Source organism: Nonomuraea spiralis (assembly GCF_014648435.1).
GTDB lineage: Bacteria > Actinomycetota > Actinomycetes > Streptosporangiales > Streptosporangiaceae > Nonomuraea > Nonomuraea spiralis.
Genome location: NZ_BMRC01000012.1, coordinates 191,061 through 216,526 on the forward strand (window position 1 = coordinate 191,061; position 25,466 = coordinate 216,526).

Below are 25,466 nucleotides of genomic sequence, written 5' to 3' on the forward strand. Positions count from 1 at the left end.
AGTCATAGGCGCGACCGCCCTGCGAGAGACTGGTGACATGGCAGCCACAGAGCCCACGCCGCCCACGCCGCCCATGAGCAAGGCCGACTACGTCTACACCGTGCTCCTCGACGAGATCCGCGGCGGCCGCATCCCGGGCGGCACCGCGCTGCGCGCCGGAGCCGTGGCCCGGCGGCTCGGCGTCTCGATCACCCCCGTACGCGAGGCACTGCGCCGCCTGGAGAAGGACCGCCTGATCAGCTACGAGGCCCACCACGGCGCGACCGTGATCGACCTCGGCGACGAGGCGCTGGCCGAGTACTACGGGCTGCGCGCGGTCGTCGAGGGCCTGGGCGCGCGCCTGGCCGCGGCCAGGATCACCGAGGACGACCTCGCCGGGCTGCGCGACCTGCACCGCGCGATGACCGCCGACGCCGAGCAGGGCAGGCACGACCGGCTCGGCGACCGGAGCAGGCACTTCCACCTGCGTATCGTCGACATCGGCGGCCCCGCCTTCCTCGGCGCGCACGCCCGGTCCGTGCGCAACGGCGTCCCGGTGCCCGCCGAGGCGTCGCTGTGGCTCGACCCGGAACAGGTCAGGCGGCAACTCCAGGCCCACGAGGAACTGCTGGCCGCCCTGGAGGCCGCCGACGCCGACGCCGCCGAGCGCGTCATGATCGACCACATCCGGCAGGCGGGCGAGTACCGCAAGCACCACTGATGACAAACATCATCGTTCACACCCGGTTCATTGATTCACCGTGACGGGTGTTGCACGATGAGTCACTCTGATGGTCTTGCCGCGATCCCGACGCCGAAGGAGCCGACACTGTGGCGGACGCGTGGACGCTCAATCCCGACTACCGCACCCCTCCGGTCCCCACAGACGACGCCATCGAGCCGGGCTCCTGGCGCCACCCCGACGGCCAGGTGATGAACGGCGTCTACGAGCGCAGACGCCCCGAACGGCAGACCGAGGTCGTCACCGTCTGGTACGGCTACGCGCTGAGCCACTGGCTCGGCCCCCGCATGCCCCGCTTCAGCAGCCCGCTGGTCTCGGCCTGGAACCCGGTCCTGGCCCAGGGCCTGAGCTGCGACCCCGGATCGCCGACGCCGTACCGCGACGAGCGGTGGTGCGACCGCTGGATCGCCGAGGCCCTGCTGTACGGGCGCAAACCGTACGGGACCTTCACCCTGCCCGCCGAGGAGGCGCTGCGCTGGTTCGTCAAGAGCGGCGGCACCGGCCTGGTCTACCGGGCGCGGGCCGACGGCTCGGCGGTCCGCGTCGTGGCCGGCACGACCGAGCCGTACGAGCGGCTCTTCGACCTCCCCGCCCTGATCGCCGACTACCGCGAGGCGCTGCCCGGCCGGACGGCCGAGGCCGAGGTGGCCGCGCTGGAGTCCCACCGCCACCACTCCCCCGCCCTGAACTACGTGTTGTGCGAGGACGCCGAGGCGCGCTTCGCGCAGGCGCCGCCGTCGGTGCGCGGCCTCACCCTGGGCTACCCGCCACGCGAGACGGCCGCCCGGGTCGTCGCCGATATGCTCACCGGGTGAACGGCGCGATCAACGGCATCCTGTTCGACCTCGACGGCACCCTCCTCGACCATCGCGGCGCCGCCGACGCCGCGATCACCGCGTGGGTGTCGGCGCTGGCGCCCGGCCATCCGCGCCTGGCCGAGGCCGCGGCGCTGTGGGCGGCGCTGGAGATCCCCCACCTGGCGGCCTGGCAGGCGGGCGAGTGCTCGTGGCAGGAGCAGCGCCGCCGCCGCGTGCGCGCGTTGTGCCGGGAGCTGGGCGTCGAGCCGCCCGCCGACCTCGAAGCGGCCTTCGCCACCTACACCGAGCACTACCGGCGCGGCTGGGCCGCCTACCCCGACGTCGCGCCGGCGCTGGCGAAGCTGCGGGGCCACACGTTCGGGATCCTGACCAACGGCTCGCAGGGGGTGCAGGAGGCGAAGGTCCGCGCGCTCGGCCTCGACCTGGGCCCGGTGCTGACCGGCGAGTGCCTGGGCGGGCAGTTCAAGCCCTCCCCCGGCTGCTACACCGCCGCCGCGCGGGCGCTCGGGCTGCCGCCCTCGCAGGTGCTGCTGGTGGGCGACGACCTCGACAAGGACGTACGCGGCCCGGCGGCGGTCGGCATGCCCTCGGTGTGGATCGACCGGCTGGGCGCCGAGCCCGCGCCGGCCGGGTTCCCGCGCATCACCTCGCTCACCGAGCTCCCCGCGCTGCTCGCGGCCCGCCCATGACCTTACGTGTTCGCTATTTGTCTGGACATTCTGACCTCGGTTAAGCTGATCAGCATGACCCCGAACCTGGCCATCGACCTGGACCGATCCAGCCCTGTGCCGCTCTACTTCCAGGTGGCCGAGCAGATCGCCGAGGCGATCCGGCGAGGCGACCTGACGCCCGGCTCCCGGCTGGACAACGAGATCCTGCTCGCCGACAAGCTCGGCCTGTCCAGGCCGACGATCCGCCAGGCGATCCAATACCTGGTCGACAAGGGCCTGCTGGTACGCAAGCGCGGCGTCGGCACGCAGGTGGTGCACGGTCAGGTCAAGCGTTCGGTCGAGCTGACCAGCCTCTACGACGACCTGCGCCGTTCGGGCCAGGAGCCGGCCACGCAGGTGCTCGCGCTGGAGCCGCGCCCGGTCGAGGAGGACAAGGCGGCCATCCTCGGCGTCGAGCCCGGCAGCGAGGTCCTCTACCTCGAACGCCTGCGCTTCGCCGCCGGCGAGCCGCTCGCCGTCCTGCACAACTGGCTCCCGCCGGGGCTGGCCCAGCTCTCCTCCGCCGACCTGGAAGTGCGCGGCCTGTACGAGCTGCTGCGCGGCGCGGGCGTGCGCATGCGGGTGGCCAACCAGCGCATCGGGGCCCGCGCCGCCGGGCAGGTGGAGGCCAAGCTGCTCGACGAGCGCCGCGGCGCGCCGCTGCTCACCATGGTCAGGACGACGTACGACGACCAGGGCCGGGCCGTCGAGCACGGCTCACACGTCTACCGGGCCTCTCACTACTCCCTCGAGGTCACCCTCATCGAGCGCTGAGGCCGCGCGGCGCTTGAGATAGAGCGTGGTGCAGATGCCGAACACCACGGCCACGCCGAGCCCGACCCACGAGAAGCCCTTCAGCCACTTCTCGGCCACCAGCCCGAGATAGAAGATCACCGCGGTGGTGCCGCCCGCCCAGACGATCCCGCCCAGCACGTTCGCCACCGCGAACCGCCAGTACGGCATGCGCAGCGCCCCGGCCAGCGGCCCGGCCAGGATGCGCAGCAGCGCGATGAAGCGGCCGACGAACACCGCCCACACGCCGTAGCGGTGGAAGTAGCTCTCGGCCTTGGCGACGTGGCGGGGGCCGAAGTGCTTGGGGAAACGCCGGCCCAGCCGGTCGAACAGCCGGCGTCCGCCCTTGCGGCCGATGGCGTAGCCGGCGGAGTCGCCCAGGATCGCCCCGGCGCTGGCGCACGCGCCCACCGCGACCGGGCTGACCACGCCCTTGGCGGACAGAATGGCGGCGCTGACCAGCACGATCTCGCCGGGCAGCGGGATGCCGAGGCTCTCCAGGCCGATCACCAGCGCGACCATCGCGCACAACCAGGCGGCGGGGATCGCTTGCAGCCATTCGTCGATATGCACGCGGCCACCCTAACGCCGCCCGCCGGGTCTTCCGGCCCTCCGCCACCCGAACCTCACGCCCCGGCACCCGGGGTGCAACCGGTGATCAAGCGGAGGTCAAGCCCGCGGCCGCAGACTCCTTCGAGATCGGACGAGACGAGCCGCCCGGACGCCGGGCGGAGGACAGAACTGGGGAAGCACAGTGACCACGGGAATCTTGTTGGCTGTGGCGATCATCGGCGCGACGACGCTGATCACGGCCGCGGTCGGGCTGCCGTTCCTGATCATGGCGAGGAACGGGCAGCGGCTCCTGGCGACCGGGATTCCCGCGCAGGCCGTGGTCGAGTCGATGGCCGACACCCACATGACGGTCAACGACCAGCCGGTCGTCAGCTTCGGGCTGGTGGTGCAGCCGGTTGAGGGGCCCGCGTACCGGGTCGTCCACCGGCAGACGTTGCCGCGTGTCCCGATGGGCCTGGTGGTGCCGGGCGCGGTGCTGCCGGTCAAGGTGGACGCGGCTCGTCCCGACCGCGTCCGCATCGACTGGGCGTCCTGGCGTCCCATCGCCCACTGAAAACGCCGGGAACCTTCGGGCTCCGCTGAGCCGGGGGCCGGTGGATGTCCGAGGCTCGTGAACGGCGGGTGAATTCTGGCGTAAGGTCGGCTTTCCGACGCGCTCCCCCGACAATCGCACTCCCATAATCCCTGCCATGGGGGATATTTCGCGAAATGGGATGCGATGAAGCGATGGATCGGCGTCGCCTTGGCCGTCGTCCTGGCCGGGGTGGCGGTGGTCGCGATCGTCCTGGGGAACCGCTCGGCCGAGGCGCCGGAGCTCAGTGTCGTACGGGGTGTCATCGGCTCGGAGAAGAAGCCGTTCTTCGACGACCCGGCGGTCAGGGCCGCCTTCGCCCGGCACGGCCTGCGGGTCGAGGTGGACACCGCCGGTTCCCGGCAGATCGCGACGGAGGTGGACCTCGGCCGGTACGCCTTCGCCTTCCCCTCCAGCGCGCCGGCCGCCGAGAAGATCAAGCGTGACCGGGGCGCGACGACGACGTTCTCACCGTTCTACTCGCCGATGGCGATCGCCACGTTCGAGCCGATCGCGGGGCTGCTGACGAAGGCCGGCCTGCTCAGCAATTCCGGCAAAGGCCCACAACTACTCGATATAAAGAAATATCTGGAATTAACGGCTAAAGGCACTCGATGGGATCAAATCCCGGGTAACGATGTCTATCGTGCCCGGAAGCGGGTCCTGCTCACCACCACCGACATCCGTACGTCCAACAGCGCGGCCATGTACCTGTCGGCCCTCGGCTACGTCGCCAACGGCGAGAACGTGATCACCTCCGACGCGCAGATCGCCGGCATCGCGCCGGTCCTCGCCCCCGTCGTGCTCGACCAGGGCTTCTCCGAGACCACGAGCGAAGCCTCCTTCGACGACTATCTCGCCCTCGGCGCGGGCAAGACGCCGATGCTCGTCGTGTACGAGGCCCAGTACCTCTCCCACGTCTTCGCCCGCGACGGCGCGATCCGGCCCGACATGCGGCTGGTCTACCCCGCCCCCACCGTGCTCAGCAAGCACACCCTGGTCCCGCTGTCCGCGCCGGGAACCCGCGTCGGCGAGCTGCTGACCGGCGACCCCGAGCTGCGCTCCCTGGCCGCCGCGCACGGATTCCGCACCGCCGACCCGCGGGCCTTCGCCGACCGGGCCACCAAGGCGGGAACGCCGGTCGCCGACCTGGTGGACGTGGTCGAGCCGCCCGTCTACGAGCGCCTGGACAAGCTGATCACCACGATCGACGCCTCCCGCCCGTGACCGCCTCTTCCAGCAAGGAGAACTCCGACGTGTCCGATCTGGTGCTCACGCCGCCCGCGCCGGTCCAGCCGGTGCCGGCCGAGACGGCGGCCACCATGCTCCCCCTGCCCGACGGGCGCGCGGCCGAGCTGGCCGCCAAGGCGCGGGACTTCGCCGGCGAGCTGAGCGGGCTCGACCCGCGCTCGCCGGAGTTCGGCCGCAAGGTGCACGACCTCGCCTCGATGGGCGACACCGAGATCAGGTCGGCCTCCCAGGTGGCCAACCGCATGCTCAAGCGCCCGGTCGCGGCCCTCGACGCGGCCCGCGGCGAGGGCGCCGACGCCCAGGCCAAGGTGGCCGCCGACCTGGTGGCGCTGCGCCGTACGGTGGTGGACCTGGATCCCAAGCAGGCGGCGGGCGGGCCGCGCAGGCTGCTCGGGCTGATCCCGTTCGGCGACCGGCTGCGCGACTACTTCGCCAAGTACCGCTCGGCGCAGCAGCACCTCGACGACATCATCCGCGCGCTGAAGTCCGGCCAGGACGAGCTGCTGCGCGACAACGCGGCCATTGAGGGCGAGAAGGCCAACCTGTGGGAGGCCATGACCCGCCTCCAGGAGTACGCGGTCATGGCCAAGGCCCTCGACGCGGCCCTGGAGGAGCGCATCACGCTGGCCGACGAGGAGCGGGCCACGGCGCTGCGCTCCGACGCGCTGTTCGCGGTGCGCCAGAAACACCAGGACATCCTCACCCAGCTCGCCGTCTCCGCCCAGGGCTACCTGGCGCTCGACCTGGTACGCAAGAACAACCTGGAGCTCAGCAAGGGCGTGGACCGGGCGACCACGACCACGGTGGCCGCGCTGCGCACGGCGGTGACGGTCGCGCAGGCGCTGGCCAACCAGAAGCTGGTGCTCGACCAGATCACCGCCCTGAACGCCACGACGAGCGACCTCATCCTGGCCACCAGCGAGATGCTGCACACGCAGGCGGGCGCGATCCAGAACCAGGCCGCCTCGACGACCGTGGACCTGGACACGCTGCGGCAGGCGTTCGACAACGTGTACGCCACCATGGACACGATCGACGCCTTCCGCGCCAAGGCCGTGGACAACATGGCGGCCACGGTGGACAGCCTGGGCGCCGAGCTGGAGCACGCCCGCGTGTACCTGGAGCGTTCGCGGGAGTCGGCGTGAGGCGCTGGGCCGGATGGGCGCTCGGGGCCGTCCTGCTGCTGGCCGCCGCCTGCGGGGGCGTTGACGGCGGCGGTGACGGTGACGGGGGCGTGCCCGCCGACGGCCCCGACGTGCTGCGCGTGCTGGCCGGCAGCGAGATCAAGGACCTCGAACCCCTGCTCAGGAAGGCCGCCGGCGAGATCGGCGTCCAGGTGCGGCTGACGTACACCGGCACGCTGGACGGCGCCGAGCGGGTCGCGGGCGGGCGCGCCGGCGGCGAGCTGGACGCGATCTGGTTCTCCTCCAACCGCTACCTGTCGCTCATCGACGGCGCCCAGGCCAGGCTGTCCACCCAGACCAAGATCATGGTGTCTCCGGTGGTGCTCGGCCTGAAGCCCGCCAAGGCCCGGGAGCTGGGCTGGGACAAGAGCCGGGTGTCGTGGTCGGACATCGCGGCGGCTGCCAGGCAGGGCCGGTTCAGCTTCGGCATGACGAACCCGGCCTCGTCCAACTCGGGTTTCTCCGCCCTGGTCGGGGTGGCCGCCGCGCTGTCGGGCGCCGACGGCGCGCTCAGCGCCGAGCAGGCCCGCGCGGTGACGCCCAGGCTGAAGGACTTCTTCTCCGCGCAACGGCTGACGGCCGGCTCGTCGGGCTGGCTGGCCGACGCCTACGCCCGCGACCCGCGGGTGGACGGCATGGTGAACTACGAGTCCGTCCTGCTCGGCCTGCGCGACCCGGTCACGCTGGTCTACCCGGACGACGGTGTGGTCAGCGCCGACTACCCGCTGACGCTGCTCGCCTCGGCCGCCGAGCCGAAGCGGCGGCTGTACGGCAAGCTGGCGGAGTGGCTGCGCACCCCGGCCGTGCAACGGGAGATCGTGACGGGCACGCACCGGCGGCCGATCACGCCCGGCGTGCCCCCTGATCCGCGTTCCGGCGCGGCGCAGCTCATCGAGCTGCCCTTCCCCAACCGGCGCGGCACGGCCGACGAGCTGATCGCCACCTACCTCGACCGGGTGCGCGTCCCGGCCGAGGCGATGTTCGTGCTGGACACCTCCGGCTCGATGCAGGGCGACCGGATCGAGGCGCTGCGGCAGGCGCTGGTGGCGCTGACCGGCGCCGACACCTCGGCCTCGGGCGCGTTCTCGCGGTTTCGCAGCCGGGAGGCGGTGACGATGATCCCGTTCAACGACCGGCCGGGCACGCCGGTGCCGTTCGCCGTCCCCGAACGTGACCCGGCGCCCGCGCTGGCGCGGATCAAGGAGTTCGCGCAGGGGTTGCGGGCCGGCGGGGGCACCGCGATCTACGACAGCCTGGCCGCCGCCTACGACCGTCCCGTGACGCCCGGCCACTACGGCTCGATCGTGCTGATGACCGACGGCGAGAACACCGACGGCTCGGACTACGCCGCCTTCGAGTCGCGTTACCGGGCGCTGCCGGAGGAGCGGCGGCGTACGCCGACGTTCGTGGTGCTGTTCGGCGAGAGCGACGACGGGGAGATGCGCAAAATCGCGGCGCTGACCGGCGGGGCCGTGTTCGACGCCCGTTCCACGTCGCTGAGCGGCGCCTTCAAGGAGATCCGTGGCTATCAGTGAGCGGGTCCTGCGCTATCTGGGCTCGACCAGGAACATCGCCGGCTGCGTGCTGGCGCTGCTGGGCCTGGTCGCGCACCTGTTCGGGCTGGCGGGCGCGTTCTGGCCGGTGGTCGTGGCGGCCCTGTACGGTGCGGGCGCGCTGCTGGCCCCGCCCGAGCGCCTGAGGTTGCGGATCTCGCACGCCGAGGTCGAGACGTCGGCGCTGCGGGACGACCTCGACGCGCTGCTGCGCCGGATCGAGGGCCGCTTCCCGGCCGACGTGCAGGCGGCCGTGGCGGGGCTGGCCGAGGTGGTCAGGGGCGTGCTGGGCCGGGCCGAGCAGCTGGCCGCCTCCCCCGACCGGCTGCACGTGGTGTCCCAGACGATCCGCAGCTACCTGCCGGCCAGCCTGGAGGCGTACGCGAACCTGCCGCGCGGGTACGCCCTGACCCGGCGGGCCGGCCGGGAACGCAGCGCGCACGAGGAGCTGCTGGCCCAGCTCGCCCTCCTGGACGCCGGCCTGCGGGAGGTGGCCGACGCCGTCCACCGGGGCGACGAGCAGGCGCTGCGCGACCAGGGCCGGTTCCTGCGCGACAAGTTCGGCGGCTCGGACCTGGACCTGGGCTAGCCGGCGGACACCCGTACGACCTCGAAGACCAGCGCGGAGGCCGGGAGCAGCGCGGGCGCGGGCAGTCCCATCTCGACCAGCACCGAGCCCGGCAGCCGCACCGGCGCCAGCACCCACTGCGGCAGCCCCGCACCGGCGGGCAGCGGGCCCGCGACGCGCACCTCGTACAGGGCGGCGGGGTCGAGCCCCGGCAGCCGCAGCGGATCGGGGCTGACGGTGACGCGGCTGGCGAGCTGGACGCAGGCGAACACGGCCCGCTCGGGCAGCACGACGCCGTGCACCAGCGTCGAGGGGTCGGGGTGGTCGGCGCGCACCACGCGGCCCGCGTGCAGCACCGGGCGCAGCCGCTTGTGCAGCGCGATCCAGACCGCCAGCTCCTCCAGCTCCTCGGGGCTCGCCGAGGTCAGGTCCCATTCCACGCCCATGTGGCCGAACATCGCGGTCGCCGCCCGGAAGGCGAGCGGCAGCGCGCGGCCGGTGATGTGGTCGTGGGGGGCGCCAACGTGGCAGCCCATCCGGTCCGGCGGCACCAGCAGCCCGGTCCAGCGCTGGATGGCCTGCCGGTCGAGGGCGTCGTTGCAGTCGGAGGCCCACACCCGGTCGGTACGGGCCAGGACGCCGTAGTCGATCCGCGCGCCGCCCGACGAGCACGACTCGATCTCCAGCCCGGCATGGCGGCGGCGCAGCTCGTCGATCAGCCGGTAGGCCGCCTCGGTCTGCGCGTGCACACCCGGCACGCCGTCGTGGACGGGCTCGGCCAGGTCGCGGTTGTGGTCCCACTTGATGTAGTCGAGGGCGTACTCGCCGGTCAGGGTGTCGAGGCGGTCGAGGAGGTAGTCGTAGACCTCGGGCCGGGCCAGGTCGAGCACCTGCTGGTTGCGCCAGAGCGCGGGCGGCCGGTCGGCGCGGGCGAGGATCCAGTCGGGGTGGGCGCGGGCCAGGTCGGAGTCGGGGTTGACCATCTCGGGCTCGAACCACAGGCCGAACTGCAGGCCCAGCCCGCGTACGTGCTCGGCCAGCGGGTGCAGGCCGTCCGGCCACACGTCCTCGTCGACGTACCAGTCGCCGAGCCCGGCGCGGTCGTGGCGGCGGTGGCGGAACCAGCCGTCGTCGAGCACGAACCGTTCGATCCCGGCGGCGGCCGCCTTGTCGGCCAGCTCGCGCAGCCGGTCGAGGCCGTGGTCGAAGTAGGTGGCCTCCCAGTTGTTCAGCGTGACCGGGCGTACCGGGAGCGGGCGGGCGGCGCGCAGGTGGTCGTGCAGGCGGCCGCCGGCGTCGTCCAGGCCGCTGCCGGACCAGGTGAAAAAGACCCAGGGGGTGGTGTAGCTCTCGTCCTGGGCGAGGGTGATCTCGCCGGGTTCGAGCAGTTCGCCGGCCGCCAGCACGGCCTGGCCCTCGACGAGCCGTTCGGCGTAGTGGACGTGGCCGCCGCTCCAGCCCGCGTGCACGGCCCACACCTCGCCGGCGCGGAAGCCGAAACCGGGCGTACCGGCCACGAGCAGGCCGGTCGCGTCGTGCCCGGTGCGGCCGCGGCGGCTCTCCCGCGCCCACACCCCCTGCCCGAACTCCCTGCGCTGCGGCACCTTCTCCAGCGCCCAGCGGCCGGTGAAGTCCAGCAGTTCCCCCGCCCGCGCGGGCAGCGGCAGCGCGCAGGTCAACCCCTGCACCCGGTACGGCGAGGCGGCCGTGTTGGTCACCGTGTGCCGCATCGTGACGACACCGGAGGCGTCCATGGCCAGCTCGCTGACCAGCCGCAACCCCGCCTCGGCGTCCACGGCGGCGACGGTCGCCCGGCCGCCGGCGCCCGGCTCAGCCGCCGTCTCGACGTTCTCGGCGCTCCAGCGCACCGGCCAGTGCTCGCCGGCCCGGTCGCCGGACAGGCCGGGCCTGCCGTACCAGGAGTCGCCCTGGCCGGGCAGCAGCGGCAGCGCGGCCGTCAGCGACAGCAGGGCGGGCAGCAGGTCGGCTCCGGTGACCGGCCCGAGGTCGGCGCCGAAGTGCCGCACCCGCGGCAGGCCGGGGCCGGAGACGTCGAGCACCAGGGCCGAGCCGGCCGCGGAAAGGATGACGGGGGGCACGTCACGCTCCTCATGTCGGTACATCACACCGAATATCACGTGAAACGAGACGTTACCGGGCATGTCGCCGTCGTGGATCATCGCGGCGCGCGCGTCCCCGCCGGGCCCGCCGCCCCTGTGGGGACGGCCTTCCCAGCACCGCGCGACCTCCTCCCGCCCGCGCCCGCCGCCCATCCGGCCGGGCGTTCGCCCCCAGGGGGGCTGCTCCGCGAGGCCGGACAGGAGGGCATGTACACTCCTCTTCGGAAACAGACAGTAGCGCTGCGTGACGCATCATGGCATCCGGACCCTCCGGCCGAGGGCGGGTCCCCGTAGTCAGCAGCACAATCCCCCGTCCGGACCGACAGCGGGGAGCCATGGATTCTCTTCACCTGACCACCAGCCGCCAGGACACGACCGTGACCGTCTCCCTGGCCGGCGAGCTCGACATCGCCACCACCGAGGCCGTCCGCGGCCATCTGCTCGGCGCGCTGGAGGAGGCCGGGCGGGCGCGGCGGCCGGACGTGTCGGTGGTCATCGAGGTGAGCGGCCTGTCCTTCATCGACGCGGCCGGGCTCGGCATCCTGGTCTCGGTGCACAACCAGGCCGCGCGCCGGCACACCACCCTGCGGCTGGCCAACGTCCCGCCCAACATGAGGCGCCTGCTGCGTATCACCGGCCTCGACGCCCATCTGACGCCCCAGTCGTAACGGTCCGCCCGCCTTGAGTAGGTTGTGGGCGTGTCGATGATTCAGGTTCCTGGCCCGATCCCCGCCAGGCTGGAGGACGGGTTCGAGCGTGTGCTGCGCGAGCAGCGGCTGCCCGCCGGTTTCCCGCGGGCGGTGCTGGACGAGGCCGACTGGGTGGCGCAGGTGCCCAGGCTGGACGCCAAAGACCTGACCGACGTGCCGTTCGTGACCATCGACCCGCCGGGCTCGATGGACCTCGACCAGGCCCTCCACCTGGAGCGGCTGCGTGACGGCTACCGCGTCTGGTACGCCATCGCCGACGTCGGAGCCTTCGTCCGGGTGGGCGGGCCGGTCGACGCGGAGGCCCGTACCAGGGGCGAGACCGTCTACCTGCCGGTGGGCAGGGTGCCGCTGCATCCCAAGGTGCTGTCGGAGGGCGCGGCCAGCCTGCTGCCCGGTACGACGCGACCGGCCGCGGTCTGGCGGATCGACCTGGACGCCGACGGCCAGATCGTCGGCGCGGACGTCCAGCGCGCCCGCGTACGCAGCCGCGAGCGGCTCGACTACGCCTACGTGCAGGCCGCCGTGGACACCGCCACCGCCGACGGCACCCTCGGCCTACTGGCCGAGATCGGCATGCTGCGGCTACGGCTGGAGCGGGCGCGCGGCGGCGTCACCCTGCCCACGCCCGAGCAGGAGATCGTCCGGGACGACGGCGGCTACCGGCTGGAGTACCGCATGCCGCTGCCCGCCGAGGCGTGGAACGCGCAGATCTCGCTGCTGACCGGCATGGCCGCCGCCTCGATGATGCTGGACGCCGAGATCGGCATCCTGCGCGTCCTGCCCGCGCCGCAGCCGGACGACCTGGCCAAGGTGCGCAGGGTCGCGAAGGCGCTCGGCGTGCCGTGGCCCGAGGGCGCCGGTTACGGGGAGGTCGTGCACGACCTCGACCCGAAGAACCCGCAGCAGGCGGCGTTCCTGCACGAGTCGAAGGTGCTGCTGCGCGGCGCCGGTTACGCCGCCTTCGACGGCGCGCCGCCCAAGCTGGCCGAGCACGCGGCGGTGGCGGCGCCGTACGCGCACGTCACGGCCCCGCTGCGGCGCCTGGTCGACCGGTACGCGACCGAGGTGTGCCTGGCGGTCGCGGCGGGCGAGCCGGTGCCCGCCGACGTACGGGCGGTGTTGCCGCTGCTGCCCGACATCATGGCGGCGACCGGCCGGCGGGCCGGGGCGGTCGACCGGGCCTGCGTGGACCTGGTGGAGGCGTTCCTGCTGCGCGACCGGATCGGGCAGGCGTTCGAGGCGATGGTGATCGACGTGGACGAGCGCCGCGGCGGCGGCCAGGTGCAGCTCGTCGAGCCCGCCGTGATCGCCCGCTGCGACGGCGAACTCCCGCTGGGCGAGCGCGTCACCGTACGCCTGACGCAGGCCGACCCGGCCACCCGCGAGGTGCGCTTCACCCTGGCCTGAGCCCCGGCGGCCGGCGACCGGACACGTCGAGCGGCACAGCGAGGGGCCGCGCGCGGACGACCTCGCGCGCGGCCCCTCTCCGTACCGCCGGTGGACCGGCCGTCTACCGCTTGAGCGGCGACCAGCCCGCGCCGACGCCCAGCAGGTGGAGCGCGACGCACAGCAGCCCGGCGGTGGTGAGCGTGCCCGAGGTGAGCACGTTGCCGACGGCCGTGCCGGCGATGTCGAAGATCAGGGCGACCAGGAAGAACAGGGCGGCAATGAGAGCGAACACGGGCTACCTCCCGACATGACCGGACCCCGGCTGTTGCCCGAGGGGGATCCTTTGTCTACGCCTTGGGGATGTCCGCCCCGATCAGCAGAGAAACTGGCCCGAAGGTGACGATGTGTAGCGATATGATGACACCGTCTTGACCGGCCGGTCAGTCGGCCCCGGCCCGCATGCCGTCGCAGATCACGGCGGCCATCCGCCCGGCCGCTCCCCTGCCCCGCGCGTGCCGTTCGGCCGCCAGCGAACCGCGCAGCAGATCCCGTACGTCGTCGGCGGACAGATCCCGGCGTACGGCCCCGGCCCGCTGCGCGCGGGCCAGCAGCCGCCCGAGCGCGTCGGCGAAGTCGGCCTCCAGGGTCGAGCCGGGCCGCAGGCCGAGCCCGGCGCCGCCCTCCAGCAGGTCGCACAGCGCCTGGTTGCCCGCGGCCTGCTCGGCGACCCGGCAGAACCAGGCGAAGAAGGCCCGCCCGGCGTCGGCCGCGGTGGCCAGCGCGCGGGCGTCGGCCACGAAACGTTCGACCCGGCCCAGCAGCACCGCCTCGAACAGCGCCTCTTTCGTGGGGAAATGCCGGTAGACGGTGCCGACCCCGAACCCGGCTCGGCGGGCGATCTCGTCGAAGGAGATGGTCAGCCCGTCGGCGGCCAGCGCCTCCTGCGCGATCTGCAACACCCGCTCGCGGTTGCGGCGGGCGTCGGCGCGTAACGGCCGGGCCGAGCTGTGGTCGTCGCCCATGGGGGACCTGCCTTCGGCAAGCGGAGGGAACTCTCCGATTCTACCGGGCGGTAGCCCGGCATGGCGCGGCCGCCCGCCCTGGCCGGAGCCAGGAGGGGCGGCCGCATCGGACCTCGCGCGCCACCGCTCAGGGCGGCGCCGCTTCAGGCGCCGCCGCTCCGGGGGGCGCCCCCAGACGCGGACGCAGGCCGAACGAGCCGACGCGCTTGAGCCTGATCCGGTCCTCGCGAGGCACCGGCTCCAGCTCCACGATGCGCGCGCCGTCCGGCACGTGGCGCAGGTCGTGGGTGATGAGGATCGTGGTACGCCCGGCCATCAACCGCCGCAGCGGCTTCATGACCTGGGCGACCGTGGCGTCGTCCAGCCCGGTCATCGGCTCGTCGAGCACCAGGACGGGCGCGTCGCGCAGGATGGCCCTGGCGATCCCGATCCGCTGCCGCTGCCCGCCGGACAACAGCCGGCCCCGCTGCCCGACCGGGGTGTCGTACCCCTGGGGCAGCAGCTTGACGAAGTCGTGCACGCCGGCCGCCTCGGCCGCCCTGATCACCTCGCCGAGCGAGGCACCCGGCCGGCCGTAGGCGATGTTGTCGCGTACGGATCCCGAGAACAGCAGCGTCTCCTGGTGCAGGATCGCCACGTTGTCGCGCAGCGAGTCCCGCGTCAGGCCCCGGATGTCGCGGCCGTCGAGCAGGACGCGCCCCCGGTCCGGGTCGTAGAAGCGCAGCAGCAGCTTGGCCAGCGTGGACTTGCCGCTCCCGCTGGGCCCGGTGCAGACGACCAGGTCGCCGGGCCCGGCGGTGAGCGACACGTCGCGCAGGGCCGGGCGCGTACGTCCCGGATAGGTGAAGCCGACGCCGTCGAACTCCACCCGTCCCTCGCTCCGGCCGGGCAGCGCCACCGCCGACTCGGCGTCGGTGACGAGGGGCCGGGCCCGCAGGACCTCGATGACACGGTCGGACCCGGCCGCCGCCTCCGACACCGTCAGCGCGATCTCCCCCAGGCCCTGGACGGCTGGGTAGAGCATCGCCAGGTACGCGGCGAAGGCGAGCAGGCCGCCCAGGGTGAGCCGTCCGGCGACGATCTCCCAGGCGCCGAACCCGATGATGACGATCAGGCAGACCGTCTCGATGACCTGGACGACGGGCTGGTAGAGGCCCGACAACCAGGCCTGGGACAGGTTGGCGCGCAGCCAGCGGCGGCCCTCGCCGTGCAGGCGTCCGGACTCGGCCCCCTGCCGGTTGTAGGCCTGGACGAGCGCCTGGTTGGCCAGGCCCTCCTCCAGCACGCTGTTCATGGCGCCGTTGCTGAACCGCTCCCGTGCCGCCGCCGTCCTGAACCTGGCCGCGAACAACTTCGAGACGACCAGGAACGCCGGGATCAGCGCCATCGTGACGAGGGCGAGGTCCCAGCGGATGAAGAAGGCGGCGCCGGCGAAGAAGATCACACTGGCCGCCGTGGTGAACAGCTTGACCAGGCCGGAGCCGACGAGCTCCTCGATGGCCTGGATGTCGTCGGTGAGCCTGGCCATGAGGTCCCCGAGCCGGCGGTTCTCCGAGAAGTCCGGCGACAGGCTCTGGATGTGCGCGAACACGCGGTCACGCAGGGCGAGCAGGAACTTCTCCGCGCCGTACGCCGTGGCGTACGCGCCGGCGAAGGACGTCACCCCGGCGACGGCGGCGAGCCCGAGCCAGGTGAAGGCGGGCGCCCAGAAGGCGTCCAGATCGCGGGTGGCGAGCACGTCGTCGGTGATGTGCCCGAACAGGCGGATCGCGGCGACCTCGCAGAGCGCCGCGAGGACCGCGAACACCACGCCACACGCGAAAAACCGGCGCAGGCCTTTCGTGTCCGGCCAGAACTCGCGAAAGGTTCGGCGAATGGAAACTGCGGGAGCGAGTTCTCGGCCGGAGAGCGCAAGGGAGAGCCGGCGGCTGGGCCGCCGGCTCTCAAGGGGTTGCTCTACCACCCCCAGCCCCACCACCTACGGAAGTTGCAGCAGCGACGGCGACGCCACCGACGGCGGCAACGCCAGGACTCCTGGAAGCCGGGCTGGGTCAGCTGGTTGCTAGCCATGTCTTCCTCCCCCGTATGGCTGTTCCATTCGACAAAAGGGACGCTACCCGCTAATTCGCCATATATCACCAGAAGTTCGGGCGTTAAAAGGAGACTTGACCGGTGAATCCCGGCCACAAAGGCACTCCTGACGGCCTGTTAAATGAGCCGCAAATCACCGAAGCCGCTAATAGCGGTAACGGAAGGCTCAAAGATGCTACTCAGAACTGGTTCTCACCTAAAACACAACACCGCTGTCGGGCCGCCCTGGAGAACTCCGGGGACCCCAAATCCCCCCGACGCCCACCAACCGCGCCACCCCGGGCAACCGCAACCCACCCGGCCCGGCCACCCACCACCCCAGGCCAACCGCCCGAACGAGCCGCCCACCACGCCCATCGGTCAGCCACCCGTATGCGCCACCCACGACGCCCAGCGACCAATCACCCGTGCCTGCCGCCAGCCCCCGGCGGCCGCAATCGCACGCGCGCCCACCGCCCGCGCCCTGGGCGTCCTTCCGGCGCCCCAAGCGTCACGCCCTCAGACGCCCTGCACCCACTCTCAGGCCGCGCTCCCAGGAGCACGCCATCCGGCGGCACCATCCACGCTCCCAGGAGCCCTGCCGCCCCCACAGGCGCCCGCCCATCAGCGAACGCCGCGCCCTCAGACGTCCCCAACCCGCACCCACAACCCGCGCCAACGGGTGCCCGCAGCCCGCCACCGGCCGCCTCCGGGCACCCGCCGCTCAGGTCAGCGAGGAGTACGCCACCACACCCCGCCGCATGGCGTCCATCGCCTTGCCCGCGGTCTGCTTGATCTTGCTCCCCTCCGGAGCCGCGTTGCCGAGCTGACCCAGCAGGTCCATCAGCTGCTTGATCCACCGTACGAAGTCACCGGCCGCCAGCTCGTTGCCCGCCACGCCCTCCATCAGCACCGCGTCGAGGCTGTGCCCCTTGGCCCACCGGAACGCCGCCCACGCGAACCCCAGGTCGGGCTCACGGATCGTGGACAGCCCGTGGTCGGACTCGATGCCCTCCAGCTCGCCCCACAACCGGATCATCGACGACAACGCGTCCTGCGCCCGCCCGGCCGGCACCTTGGGACGGCGCGCGTCGTCGGACTGCCGCGACTCGAACACCAGCGCCGACACGCACGCGGCCAGCTCGGCCGGTTCGAGCTCCTCCCACAGGCCACCGCGCAGGCACTCGGCGGTCAGCAGATCGAGCTCGGTGTAGAGGCGGCCCAGGCGGCGCCCCTCGTCGGTGACGGTCTCGCCCTCCAGGTAGCCGAGCTGCTCCAGCACCGAGCAGATGCGGTCGAAGGTACGGGAGATGACGTGGGAACGCCCCTCGACCCGGCGGCGCAGCCCCTCGGTCTCGCGCTGGAGCTTGTAGAAGCGCTCGGCCCAGCGGGCGTGGTCCTCGCGCTCGTCGCAGCCGTGGCAGGGGTGCTGGCGGATGCGCCGGCGCAGCTCGTTGACCTCGTCGTCCTCGATCGAGTGGTCGCGCGCCCTGGCCGGCTTGCCGAGGTCGCGATCACCGATCTTGGCCAGCAGCGTGGAGACGAGATTGGCGCGTTCCTTCGGCGAACGGCCGTTGAAGTTCTTCGGGATGCGCAGCTTCTCCAGCGGCTCGACCGGCACCGGGAAGTCGGCCGGGTCGAGCTTCTTGACCTGCTTGCCGATCGTCAGCACCAGCGGGCTCGGGCCGTGGCCGCGCGGGTTGCGGCCCGGGTCGAGCACGATCGCCAGGCCCGCCCTGCGCCCGCCCGGCACCCGGATCACGTCGCCCGGCTGCAGCGCCTCCAGCGAGCGCACGGCCGCCGCGCGCCGGGCCGCGCCACGCTGCTTGGACAGCTCGGCCTCCCGGTCGGACAGGCGCCGGCGCAGCGCCGCGTACTCGGGGAAGTCGCCCAGGTGGCACGTCATGGCCTCCTGGTAGCCCTCCAGGGCCTCCTCGTGCTTGCGGAGCTGCTTGGCCAGGCCCACGACCGCCCGGTCGGCCTGGAACTGCGCGAACGACTCCTCCAGCAGGGTACGGGCCCGCTCACGCCCGAACTGGCCCACCAGGTTGACGGCCATGTTGTAGGACGGCTGGAAGCTGGAGCGCAGCGGGTAGGTGCGGGTGCCGGCCAGCCCGGCCACCGACAGCGGGTCCATGCCCACCTGCCACAACACCACCGCGTGGCCCTCGACGTCGATGCCGCGCCGCCCGGCCCGCCCGGTGAGCTGGGTGTACTCGCCGGGGGTGAGGTCGGCGTGGGTCTCGCCGTTCCACTTGTCGAGCTTCTCGATCACGACGCTGCGCGCGGGCATGTTGATGCCGAGCGCCAGCGTCTCGGTGGCGAAGACGGCCTTGACCAGGCCGCGGGTGAACAGCTCCTCCACGACCTCCTTGAAGGCCGGCAACATGCCCGCATGGTGGGCCGCCAGGCCGCGCTCCAGGCAGTCGCGCCACTCCAGGTAGCCCAGGACGGCGAGGTCCTCGTCGGGCAGGTGGGCCGTACGCTCGTCGACGAGCTGCCTGATCTCGTGGCGTTCGCGGTCGGTGGTCAGCCGGATGCCGGCGTGGAGGCACTGCTGCACGGCCGCGGTGCAACCGGCGCGCGAGAAGATGAACGTGATCGCCGGGAGCAGCCCCTCGGAGTCGAGCTTCTCGATCACCTGGGCGCGGTCGGGCGGCCGCGAGCGCTGGACCCGGCCGTAGCCGCCGCGCCCGCGCCGCCCGGCCGTGAGGCGCTCGGCGTCGCGCGTCACCCGCATCAGGGTGGGGTTGATGCGCAGCGTCAGGTCGTCGCTCATGAACATGTCGTAGATGCGGTTGCCGACCATCATGTGCTGCCACAACGGCACCGGCCGGTGCTCGTCGACGATGACCGTGGTGTCGCCGCGCACCTCGCCCAGCCACTCGCCGAACTCCTCGGCGTTGCTGACCGTCGCCGACAGCGCGACCAGGCGCACCGACTCGGGCAGGTGGATGATGACCTCTTCCCACACCGCGCCGCGGAAGCGGTCGGCGAGGTAGTGGACCTCGTCCATGACGGCGAAGCCGAGCCCGGCCAGCGTGGGCGAGCCCGCGTAGAGCATGTTGCGCAGGACCTCGGTGGTCATGACCACGATCGGGGCCTCGCCGTTGACGCTGTTGTCGCCGGTCAGCAGGCCGACCTTGGCCGTGCCGTAGCGTTTGACCAGGTCGTTGTACTTCTGGTTGGACAGCGCCTTGATGGGGGTGGTGTAGAAGCACTTGCGGCCCTGCTCCAGGGCCAGGTGTACGGCGAACTCGCCGACGACCGTCTTTCCCGACCCGGTGGGCGCGGCCACCAGGACGCCGTCACCGGCCTCCAGGGCCCGGCAGGCGTCGAGCTGGAAGTCGTCGAGCTCGAAGTCGTAGAGACCGCGGAACGATCTCAGAGCGCCTCCGTCGTCACCGTGCTTCTGACGGAAGGCCGCGTAGCGTTCCGCTGGCGTTGTCATACCTGCCAGCCTACCGAAATCGCCATTCCGGTCCGTCCCGCCATGGTCGGCCCGCGGCGAACATCCGGAGCCCCCGGGGCAGCCGGTCAACTGATCACCCGGAGCGCACCGGGCTGGATCTCGCAGGTGACCGGCACCGGGCCCACGCGTTCCCCGTCGGCGTACGCCACCACGTCGGCCGCTTCCAGCCGCACCCGCCGCGCCCGGCGCACCGAGACCGCCCGATGGCTCACGTGCGTGCCCCGGTAGACGCCGGGGAAGACGCGCAGGAACTCGCCCTTGGACACCGCGCCCACCATCATCACGTCCAGCAGGCCGTCGTCGGGCGAGGCGTCGGGGCACACGCGCATGCCGGCGCCGTACGAGCTGGTGTTGCCCACGGCGACCATCATGGCCTCCTGCTCGACCACCTCGTCGTCGTCGAGCGTGACCCGGAACGGGATGGGCCGGAACGCGCGCAGCTCCTCGGCCACCGCCACCAGGTAACGGCCCTTGCCGGGCGGCCAGGTACGGCGGTTGGCGCGCTCGTTGACGCGCGAGTCGAAACCGCAGCACAGCACCCCGGCGAACAGCTCCTCCGACTCCCCCGCCCGCACGCGCGCCGCGTCGAGCGGCCGGGCCCGCATCCGCAACACGGTCCTGGCCGCGGCCAGCGGGTCGCGGTGGGCCAGGCCCAGGGCGGCGGCGATGTCGTTGCCGGTGCCGGCCGGGATGATGCCGAGCGGCACGTCGGTGCCCGCCACGGCCTGCACGGCCAGGTGGACCAGCCCGTCGCCGCCGAAGGCGACGAGCGCGTCGGGGCGCTCGGCGACGGCGGTGCACGCACGTTCGAGGGCGTCGGCGGCGTCGGAGCCGACGATCACCGACAGCTCGGCGCCTCCGGCCCGCAGGCGGCGGGCGACGGGTTCGAGCAGCCGCAGGGTACGCCCGCCGCGGGCGGCGGGGTTGACGAGCAGGGCGATTTGGGGGGCCACGCCCGGAACCTATCGCCTATCGCGCGTCGCCGGAATCCTCCGGCTCCGGCGGGACGTCGGCCAGCGGGGAGGCCTCGTCGTCGGACAGGTGGGAGAAGTCCTCGCCCGCGGGCCTGCGGCGCTCCCGCACGTACATGAAGAGCTCGGCGAGGAAGTACAGGATGATCATCGGCGCGGCCAGCGCCATCATGGTGAGCGGGTCGCCACCGGGGGTGATGACCGCCCCGAACACGAACATCGCGAAGATCACCGTACGCCGGTGCTTCTTGACGGCCGCGTGGGACAGGACGCCGATGACGTTGAGGAAGACCAGCAGCAGCGGCAGCTCGAACGACACGCCGAAGATCAGCAACATGATCAGGACGTAGTCGAGGTACTCGTCGATCGAGATCGTCGCGACGGTGTCCTCGAGCGAGAAGCTCAGCAGGATGCCGAGGCTGGTGTCCATGATCATGTAGGCCAGGCCCGCGCCGAACACGAACAGCGGGACCGCGAGACCCAGGAACGCGATCGAGTAGCGCTTCTCGTTGCGGTAGAGGGCCGGGGTGACGAAGGCCCAGATCTGGTAGAGCCAGACCGGTGAGGCCACCACGACGCCCACCATCGCCGAGACCTTCAGCGTGATGAAGAAGGACTGGAAGATGCCGTTGTAGACCAGGCTGCACTTGTCGTTGAGCTGGTGCGACTGCGGTGTCTCGCAGTAGGGCGCGCGCAGCGCCTCCCACACCGGGTCGAACAGGATCCACCCGACGACGATGCCCACGACGATCGCGAGAACCGCGATGAGCAACCTGTTGCGCAGTTCGCGCAGGTGCTCCATGAGCGGCATCCGGCCCTCGGGGTCGGGGGCCGATCCGGAATCGCTCGACCGTTTGAGCAGCGCCATTCGCAGTCCAGGGTGAGGAGGAGGAACGGGGGTCAGGCTTGCTTGTCGGCCTGGGCGGCGCCGGCGCGCAGGCGGGCGGCCTGCTCCTCCAGCTGGCGGGCCTGCTCCTCGACCGACGGCGCGGGAGCGGGAGCCGGGGCGGGGGCGGCGTTGATCGGCTGCGGCGCGGCCTGCTGCTGCGGGGCCGGAGCCGGAGCCTGGGCCGGCTGGGCCTGGACGGTGGTGTGGGGCGTGTCGTCGTCGTCATCGCGGAGCTTGGCGGTCTCCGACTTGAAGATGCGCAGCGACCTGCCGACACCTCTGGCCACGTCGGGCAGCTTCTTGGCACCGAACAGCAGGACGAGCACGCCTGCGATGATCAGGAGCTCGGGAACTCCAAGGTTCGACATGAAACGTCCTTTATCAGCGAGTGCCGGTCTTCAGCCCCGATGGTACGCCCCCGAGGCCCGTGGTCTCATCCTCCTGAGACGTCAATCTGCGCATTTCCGACTCCAGGCGCGACTTCGCCGCGGCGACCTCCCTGCTCAGCGCCCGCGCCGCGGCGGCGGCCCGGGCACCGGTCACGCCGAGCACCACCAGCCCCGCCAGGATCAGCCCGGCGGCCAAGAAGATCCACGTCATGACTGCTGAGCGTACAGGCCGAGGGCCCGCTCGGCCTCCTCGCGCACGGTCTCGGCCATCCGCGGCGGCGAGACGACCCGGCCGGTGTCGCCCAGCCGCAGCGCCAGCTTGACGATCCACTCCTCGTCACGCGCCCGCAACGTGATTTTCAGCCGTCCTTCACCCAGCTCGGCGACCTCCTCGCACGGGTAGTACTCGGCCACCCACCGCCCGGCGGCGCTGACCTCCAGCTCGACCAGCTCGTCGGTCGGCGAGGGACGGAAGACGCCCTGGGTGACGTCGATCGGCTCGGCCCCGGCGGGCGGGTCGGCGGGCACGTCGAGCACGTCGACGCCGAGCACCCGGTCGAGCCGGAACAGCCGCATGGCCTCGGCCCGGTAGCACCAGCCCTCCAGGTACGTGCGGCCGTCGACGACCACCACCCGGGTCGGGTCGACCTCGCGCGGGGTGACCTCGTCGCGCCCCGGCACGTAGTAGCGCAGCGAGAGCCGGCGCCGGGCGGTCAGCCCCTCGCGCACCCGGCCGAGCGCGTCGGGGGCGGCCTCGACGTCGAAGGCGACCTGGCTGCTGACGGTGGCCGCGCCCTCGCCCGCGGCGCGCTCCAGCTTGGCCACCACGCGCGACAGCGCGTCACCGGCGGCCTGGACCCCGGCCAGCTCGGGCGTGGCGGCCAGCATCCGCAACGCGACCAGCAGCGCGCTGGCCTCGTCGATGCCGAGCCGCAGGGGCCTGGCGATGGTGTCGGCGTTGTCGATGAGGATCTCGCCGCCGTCCCAGGAGACGTCGATGAGGTCGCCGGGGGTGTGGCCGGGCAGGCCGCACATCCACACGAGCTGCAGGTCGTCGATGAGCTGCTTCTCGCTCAGCCCGAACACCTCGGCCACCTCGCCGACCTGCGCCCCCGGGTGGGACATCAGGTACGGCACCAGCGACAGCAGCCTGGGCAGCCGGTCAGCCGAACCGCTCATGCCAGGGTTCCCTTCAGTCTGCGGATGACGGCCTCGCGGGCGTCGGGCGGCCCGGTCACCTCGACGTCGCCGCCGAGGCTGGCCATCCAGCCCGCGAGGCGCTCGGGGTCGGTGAAGGCCAGCTCGGCCTCGTCCCAGCCGCCCTCTCCCGGGCGTACGGTCCTGGCGAGCTGGCGCAGCCCCTCGCACGCGCCCTGGCGCACCCGGATCACCGCGACGCGCTCGTCCATGGGCTCCTCGGGGAAGCCGACCATGGCCCGCAGGTCGACGCCGTGGGGGACCTCGACCGTGCCGGGGCGGCCGACGGCGGTGACCTGGCCGGCGATGCGGCTGAGGCGGAAGGCGCGCGGCGCGTCGCGGTCGCGGTCGAACCCGGCCAGGTACCAGCGTCCGCGCCGGCTGACCACGCCCCAGGGCTCGACGGTGCGGGCGCGTACGGTCTCGCTGCCGGAGGCGCGGTAGTCGAAGCGCACCACGCGGCGGTCGCGTACGGCGTCCCACAGGGCGGGGAAGGCCGGGTCGCGGGTGTCGACGCGCAGTTCGAGCGCGCCGCCGCCGATCGGGTCGCCGACGGGCTCGTGGGTGGCCACGCCGGCGGCGCGCAGCTTCAGCAGCGCCCCCGAGGCGGCCTCGGCCAGGCTGGCCCGCTGCCACACCTGCGCGGCCAGGCCGAGCACGGCGGCCTCGTCGGCCTCCAGGGTGATCTCCGGCAGCTCGTACGACTGGCGCTCGATCCGGTAGCCCGGCTCGTCCTCCCACGGGTCGCGTACGACGTCGATGGGGATGCCGATCTCGCGCAGCTCGTTCTTGTCGCGTTCGAACATGCGCTGGAACGCCTCGTCGCCGTCCCGGTCGTAGCCGGGCACCGCGTGGCGGATCTGCTCGGCCGACAGCGGGCGCCGGGTGGCGAGCAGGCAGATCACCAGATTCAGCAACCGCTCGGTCTTACGGCGCGACATCTGCCTCACTCCTCCTTCATCGACGCTACCCTGCCCCCGTGATCAGATGGCGCAAGGGCGAGGTTGTCCGGATCCGACGCGAGTGGCCGGGAGCGGTGGAACTGGATGTCGCCGTCCCCGAAGGTGAGTGCCGGGCACTGGCCTACCCCCCGTTGGTGGGCCGCCCGGAACCCGGTGACGAGGTGCTGCTCAACACGACCGCACTCGCGATGGGTCTCGGTACGGGAGGTTACGCCATGGTGGTGGCCGTCCCGAACCGTTTGCCGCAAGATCCGCAGGGTCCGGGGCACCTGGTGAAGGCTCGATACACCCCGCTGCAGGCCACGGTCCTGGGCGCTGACGAGCAGGATTCCGAGTTCCACGAGGTTCTGAGCGAGGCCGACGACCTGGCGGGGATGCCGGTGATCGTGGCCGATCTGCATTCCGCGCTGGCCCCGATCCTCGCCGGTCTGTACGACGGCGCCCCCGGCGTCCGGGTCGCGTACGTGATGCAGGACGGCGGCGCGCTGCCCGCGTGGTTCTCGATGTCGGCGGCCCGGCTGCGCGAGACCGGCTGGCTGGCCGGGGTCGTGACGACGGGCCAGTCCTTCGGCGGCGACGTCGAGGCGGTCACCGTCCACACCGGGCTGCTGGCGGCCAGGCACGTGCTGGCGGCCGACGTGGCGGTGGTCGCCCAGGGTCCCGGCAACCTGGGCACGGGCACCCGCTGGGGCTTCTCGGGCGTGTCGGCGGGCGAGGCGGTCAACGCCGCCGGGGTGCTGCGCGGCAGGCCGGTGGCGGCGCTGCGGGTCAGCGAGGGCGACGCCCGCGAGCGGCACGTCGGCGTCTCCCACCACTCGCTGACCGCCTACGGCCGGGTCGCGCTGTCGCCGGCCGACGTGGCGGTGCCCGAACTGCCCGGCGCGTTCGGCGAGCGGGTGCGCGACCAGGCCGAGCTGCTGGCCGTACGGCACCGCCTGGTGTCCGTGCCCGTGGACGGCCTGCACGAGGCGCTGCGCGCGGCTCCCGTGAAGCTGTCCACCATGGGCAGGGGCCTGGAGGAGGACCTGGCCTACTTCCTGGCCTCGGCGGCGGCGGGCAGGCTGGCGGCCTCGCTGCTGTCGTAGGAGTCCTTGAACGTGAACGCCTCGGGGCCCGGACCGTCGGCCCTGAGGCGTTCCAGCCGTGCCATGCCCTCGGCCAGCGAGGGAATGTGCCCCTCGGGCACCCACCACATCACCATGTACGGCTCGGCCGCGCGCAGGAACCACTCCCTGCGCCGGCGCAGCACGCCCAGGTGGACGCTGCGGTAGGCGTAGTCCCACAGGGTCTCCAGTGACTCCCACAGCGAGAAGTTGATCAGCAGGTGGTCGCCGTAGTCGTGCAGCACGGTGGCGGTCGGGTCGGACTCGCTCTCCTTCAGCCGCCACACGAAGCCGGGCGACTCGTCGGCGACGGCGTTGACGGGTTCGAGCAGGGCGACGAACTCGGCGAGCTCGGGGGCGTCGATGGGCGCGCGCAGGTGCGCGACGTTCAGCTGGGCCAGATGCATGGGCTCAGCACACCACCACTCCGC

The 25,466-nt window shown here is 72.5% G+C and carries 25 protein-coding genes; 12 read left to right on the plus strand and 13 right to left on the minus strand.

Annotated elements, in window-relative coordinates; all coding sequences use genetic code 11:
• Positions 1-37: 37 nt before the first annotated feature.
• The 4 genes from IEZ27_RS29000 to IEZ27_RS29015 all read left to right on the plus strand — a co-directional run bounded on the left by IEZ27_RS29000 (position 38) and on the right by IEZ27_RS29015 (position 3,023).
• Positions 38-700, plus strand: coding sequence for a GntR family transcriptional regulator (locus IEZ27_RS29000; RefSeq protein WP_229824440.1), 663 nt, complete (start codon positions 38-40; stop codon positions 698-700).
• Positions 701-810: 110 nt separating this feature from the next.
• The gene (locus IEZ27_RS29005) at positions 811-1,536 is read left to right on the plus strand and encodes a hypothetical protein (protein WP_189650151.1); all 726 of its coding nucleotides are present in this window, start codon (positions 811-813) and stop codon (positions 1,534-1,536) included.
• Positions 1,533-2,228, plus strand: coding sequence for an HAD family hydrolase (locus tag IEZ27_RS29010; protein WP_189650152.1), 696 nt, complete (start codon positions 1,533-1,535; stop codon positions 2,226-2,228). Before IEZ27_RS29005 ends, IEZ27_RS29010 begins: the two co-directional genes overlap by 4 nt.
• A 54-nt stretch (positions 2,229-2,282) precedes the next feature.
• Complete coding sequence (locus IEZ27_RS29015; RefSeq protein WP_125642707.1) at positions 2,283-3,023, plus strand: GntR family transcriptional regulator; 741 nt, start codon at positions 2,283-2,285, stop codon at positions 3,021-3,023.
• Here the strand turns inward: IEZ27_RS29015 and IEZ27_RS29020 are convergent.
• Positions 2,967-3,614 carry a DedA family protein gene (locus IEZ27_RS29020; protein ID WP_125642704.1) on the minus strand — a complete coding sequence of 216 codons (648 nt, stop codon included), beginning with the start codon at positions 3,612-3,614 and terminating at the stop codon, positions 2,967-2,969. The genes IEZ27_RS29015 and IEZ27_RS29020 overlap by 57 nt on opposite strands.
• Positions 3,615-3,795: 181 nt before the next feature.
• On the opposite strand from IEZ27_RS29020, the gene IEZ27_RS29025 reads away from it, so the two are divergent.
• From IEZ27_RS29025 to IEZ27_RS29045, 5 genes are all read left to right on the plus strand, one after another.
• On the plus strand, positions 3,796-4,167 hold the full coding sequence (locus tag IEZ27_RS29025; RefSeq protein ID WP_148109016.1) for a hypothetical protein: 372 nt from the start codon (positions 3,796-3,798) through the stop codon (positions 4,165-4,167).
• 165 nt (positions 4,168-4,332) lie between these two features.
• On the plus strand, positions 4,333-5,412 hold the full coding sequence (locus IEZ27_RS29030; RefSeq protein WP_189650153.1) for a hypothetical protein: 1,080 nt from the start codon (positions 4,333-4,335) through the stop codon (positions 5,410-5,412).
• A 29-nt stretch (positions 5,413-5,441) separates the two neighbouring features.
• Entirely contained in the window at positions 5,442-6,581 is a 1,140-nt protein-coding gene (locus IEZ27_RS29035; RefSeq protein WP_189650154.1) for a toxic anion resistance protein, read from the plus strand.
• Positions 6,578-8,155 (plus strand): VWA domain-containing protein, encoded by a 1,578-nt coding sequence (locus tag IEZ27_RS29040; protein ID WP_189650155.1) that lies wholly within the window; start codon positions 6,578-6,580, stop codon positions 8,153-8,155. The genes IEZ27_RS29035 and IEZ27_RS29040 overlap by 4 nt, the downstream gene beginning before the upstream one ends.
• The gene (locus IEZ27_RS29045; protein WP_189650156.1) at positions 8,142-8,762 is read left to right on the plus strand and encodes a hypothetical protein; all 621 of its coding nucleotides are present in this window, start codon (positions 8,142-8,144) and stop codon (positions 8,760-8,762) included. Before IEZ27_RS29040 ends, IEZ27_RS29045 begins: the two co-directional genes overlap by 14 nt.
• Here IEZ27_RS29045 and IEZ27_RS29050 read toward each other — a convergent pair.
• Entirely contained in the window at positions 8,759-10,864 is a 2,106-nt protein-coding gene (locus IEZ27_RS29050; protein WP_189650157.1) for an alpha-galactosidase, read from the minus strand. The two genes, IEZ27_RS29045 and IEZ27_RS29050, sit on opposite strands and share 4 nt — an antisense overlap.
• Before the next feature lie 332 nt (positions 10,865-11,196).
• Here IEZ27_RS29050 and IEZ27_RS29055 point away from each other — a divergent pair, with 332 nt between their 5' ends.
• Both IEZ27_RS29055 and IEZ27_RS29060 read left to right on the plus strand, forming a co-directional pair.
• Positions 11,197-11,529 (plus strand): STAS domain-containing protein, encoded by a 333-nt coding sequence (locus tag IEZ27_RS29055; protein ID WP_189650158.1) that lies wholly within the window; start codon positions 11,197-11,199, stop codon positions 11,527-11,529.
• A 36-nt stretch (positions 11,530-11,565) separates the two neighbouring features.
• Positions 11,566-12,978 carry an RNB domain-containing ribonuclease gene (locus IEZ27_RS29060; RefSeq protein WP_189650252.1) on the plus strand — a complete coding sequence of 471 codons (1,413 nt, stop codon included), beginning with the start codon at positions 11,566-11,568 and terminating at the stop codon, positions 12,976-12,978.
• Between the two features lie 103 nt (positions 12,979-13,081).
• On the opposite strand, the gene IEZ27_RS29065 is transcribed toward IEZ27_RS29060, so the two are convergent.
• The 10 genes from IEZ27_RS29065 to IEZ27_RS29110 all read right to left on the minus strand — a co-directional run bounded on the left by IEZ27_RS29065 (position 13,082) and on the right by IEZ27_RS29110 (position 23,911).
• The gene (locus IEZ27_RS29065) at positions 13,082-13,252 is read right to left on the minus strand and encodes a hypothetical protein (RefSeq protein ID WP_185845040.1); all 171 of its coding nucleotides are present in this window, start codon (positions 13,250-13,252) and stop codon (positions 13,082-13,084) included.
• Positions 13,253-13,400: 148 nt separating this feature from the next.
• Positions 13,401-13,982 carry a TetR/AcrR family transcriptional regulator gene (locus IEZ27_RS29070; protein WP_189650159.1) on the minus strand — a complete coding sequence of 194 codons (582 nt, stop codon included), beginning with the start codon at positions 13,980-13,982 and terminating at the stop codon, positions 13,401-13,403.
• Positions 13,983-14,109: 127 nt separating this feature from the next.
• On the minus strand, positions 14,110-15,789 hold the full coding sequence (locus tag IEZ27_RS29075; protein WP_229824441.1) for an ABC transporter ATP-binding protein: 1,680 nt from the start codon (positions 15,787-15,789) through the stop codon (positions 14,110-14,112).
• Positions 15,790-16,776: 987 nt separating this feature from the next.
• Entirely contained in the window at positions 16,777-19,503 is a 2,727-nt protein-coding gene (locus IEZ27_RS29080) for a DEAD/DEAH box helicase (protein WP_189650161.1), read from the minus strand.
• An 86-nt stretch (positions 19,504-19,589) separates the two neighbouring features.
• Positions 19,590-20,477 carry a diacylglycerol/lipid kinase family protein gene (locus IEZ27_RS29085; protein WP_125642677.1) on the minus strand — a complete coding sequence of 296 codons (888 nt, stop codon included), beginning with the start codon at positions 20,475-20,477 and terminating at the stop codon, positions 19,590-19,592.
• A gap of 16 nt (positions 20,478-20,493) precedes the next feature.
• Positions 20,494-21,363 carry a twin-arginine translocase subunit TatC gene (gene tatC / locus IEZ27_RS29090; RefSeq protein WP_229824442.1) on the minus strand — a complete coding sequence of 290 codons (870 nt, stop codon included), beginning with the start codon at positions 21,361-21,363 and terminating at the stop codon, positions 20,494-20,496.
• Positions 21,364-21,395: 32 nt separating this feature from the next.
• A complete protein-coding gene (gene tatA / locus IEZ27_RS29095; protein WP_189650162.1) occupies positions 21,396-21,752 on the minus strand; it encodes a Sec-independent protein translocase subunit TatA in 357 nt (118 codons plus the stop codon).
• Between the two features lie 13 nt (positions 21,753-21,765).
• The gene (locus IEZ27_RS29100; protein ID WP_189650163.1) at positions 21,766-21,984 is read right to left on the minus strand and encodes a hypothetical protein; all 219 of its coding nucleotides are present in this window, start codon (positions 21,982-21,984) and stop codon (positions 21,766-21,768) included.
• On the minus strand, positions 21,981-22,952 hold the full coding sequence (locus IEZ27_RS29105) for a helix-turn-helix transcriptional regulator (protein ID WP_189650164.1): 972 nt from the start codon (positions 22,950-22,952) through the stop codon (positions 21,981-21,983). The genes IEZ27_RS29100 and IEZ27_RS29105 overlap by 4 nt, the downstream gene beginning before the upstream one ends.
• The gene (locus tag IEZ27_RS29110) at positions 22,949-23,911 is read right to left on the minus strand and encodes a helix-turn-helix transcriptional regulator (protein WP_189650165.1); all 963 of its coding nucleotides are present in this window, start codon (positions 23,909-23,911) and stop codon (positions 22,949-22,951) included. Before IEZ27_RS29110 ends, IEZ27_RS29105 begins: the two co-directional genes overlap by 4 nt.
• A 38-nt stretch (positions 23,912-23,949) precedes the next feature.
• On the opposite strand from IEZ27_RS29110, the gene IEZ27_RS29115 reads away from it, so the two are divergent.
• Complete coding sequence (locus IEZ27_RS29115) at positions 23,950-25,017, plus strand: DUF3866 family protein (protein WP_125642662.1); 1,068 nt, start codon at positions 23,950-23,952, stop codon at positions 25,015-25,017.
• Here IEZ27_RS29115 and IEZ27_RS29120 read toward each other — a convergent pair.
• Positions 24,963-25,442 carry a DUF3291 domain-containing protein gene (locus IEZ27_RS29120; protein WP_189650166.1) on the minus strand — a complete coding sequence of 160 codons (480 nt, stop codon included), beginning with the start codon at positions 25,440-25,442 and terminating at the stop codon, positions 24,963-24,965. The genes IEZ27_RS29115 and IEZ27_RS29120 overlap by 55 nt on opposite strands.
• Between the last annotated feature and the right edge of the window lie 24 nt (positions 25,443-25,466).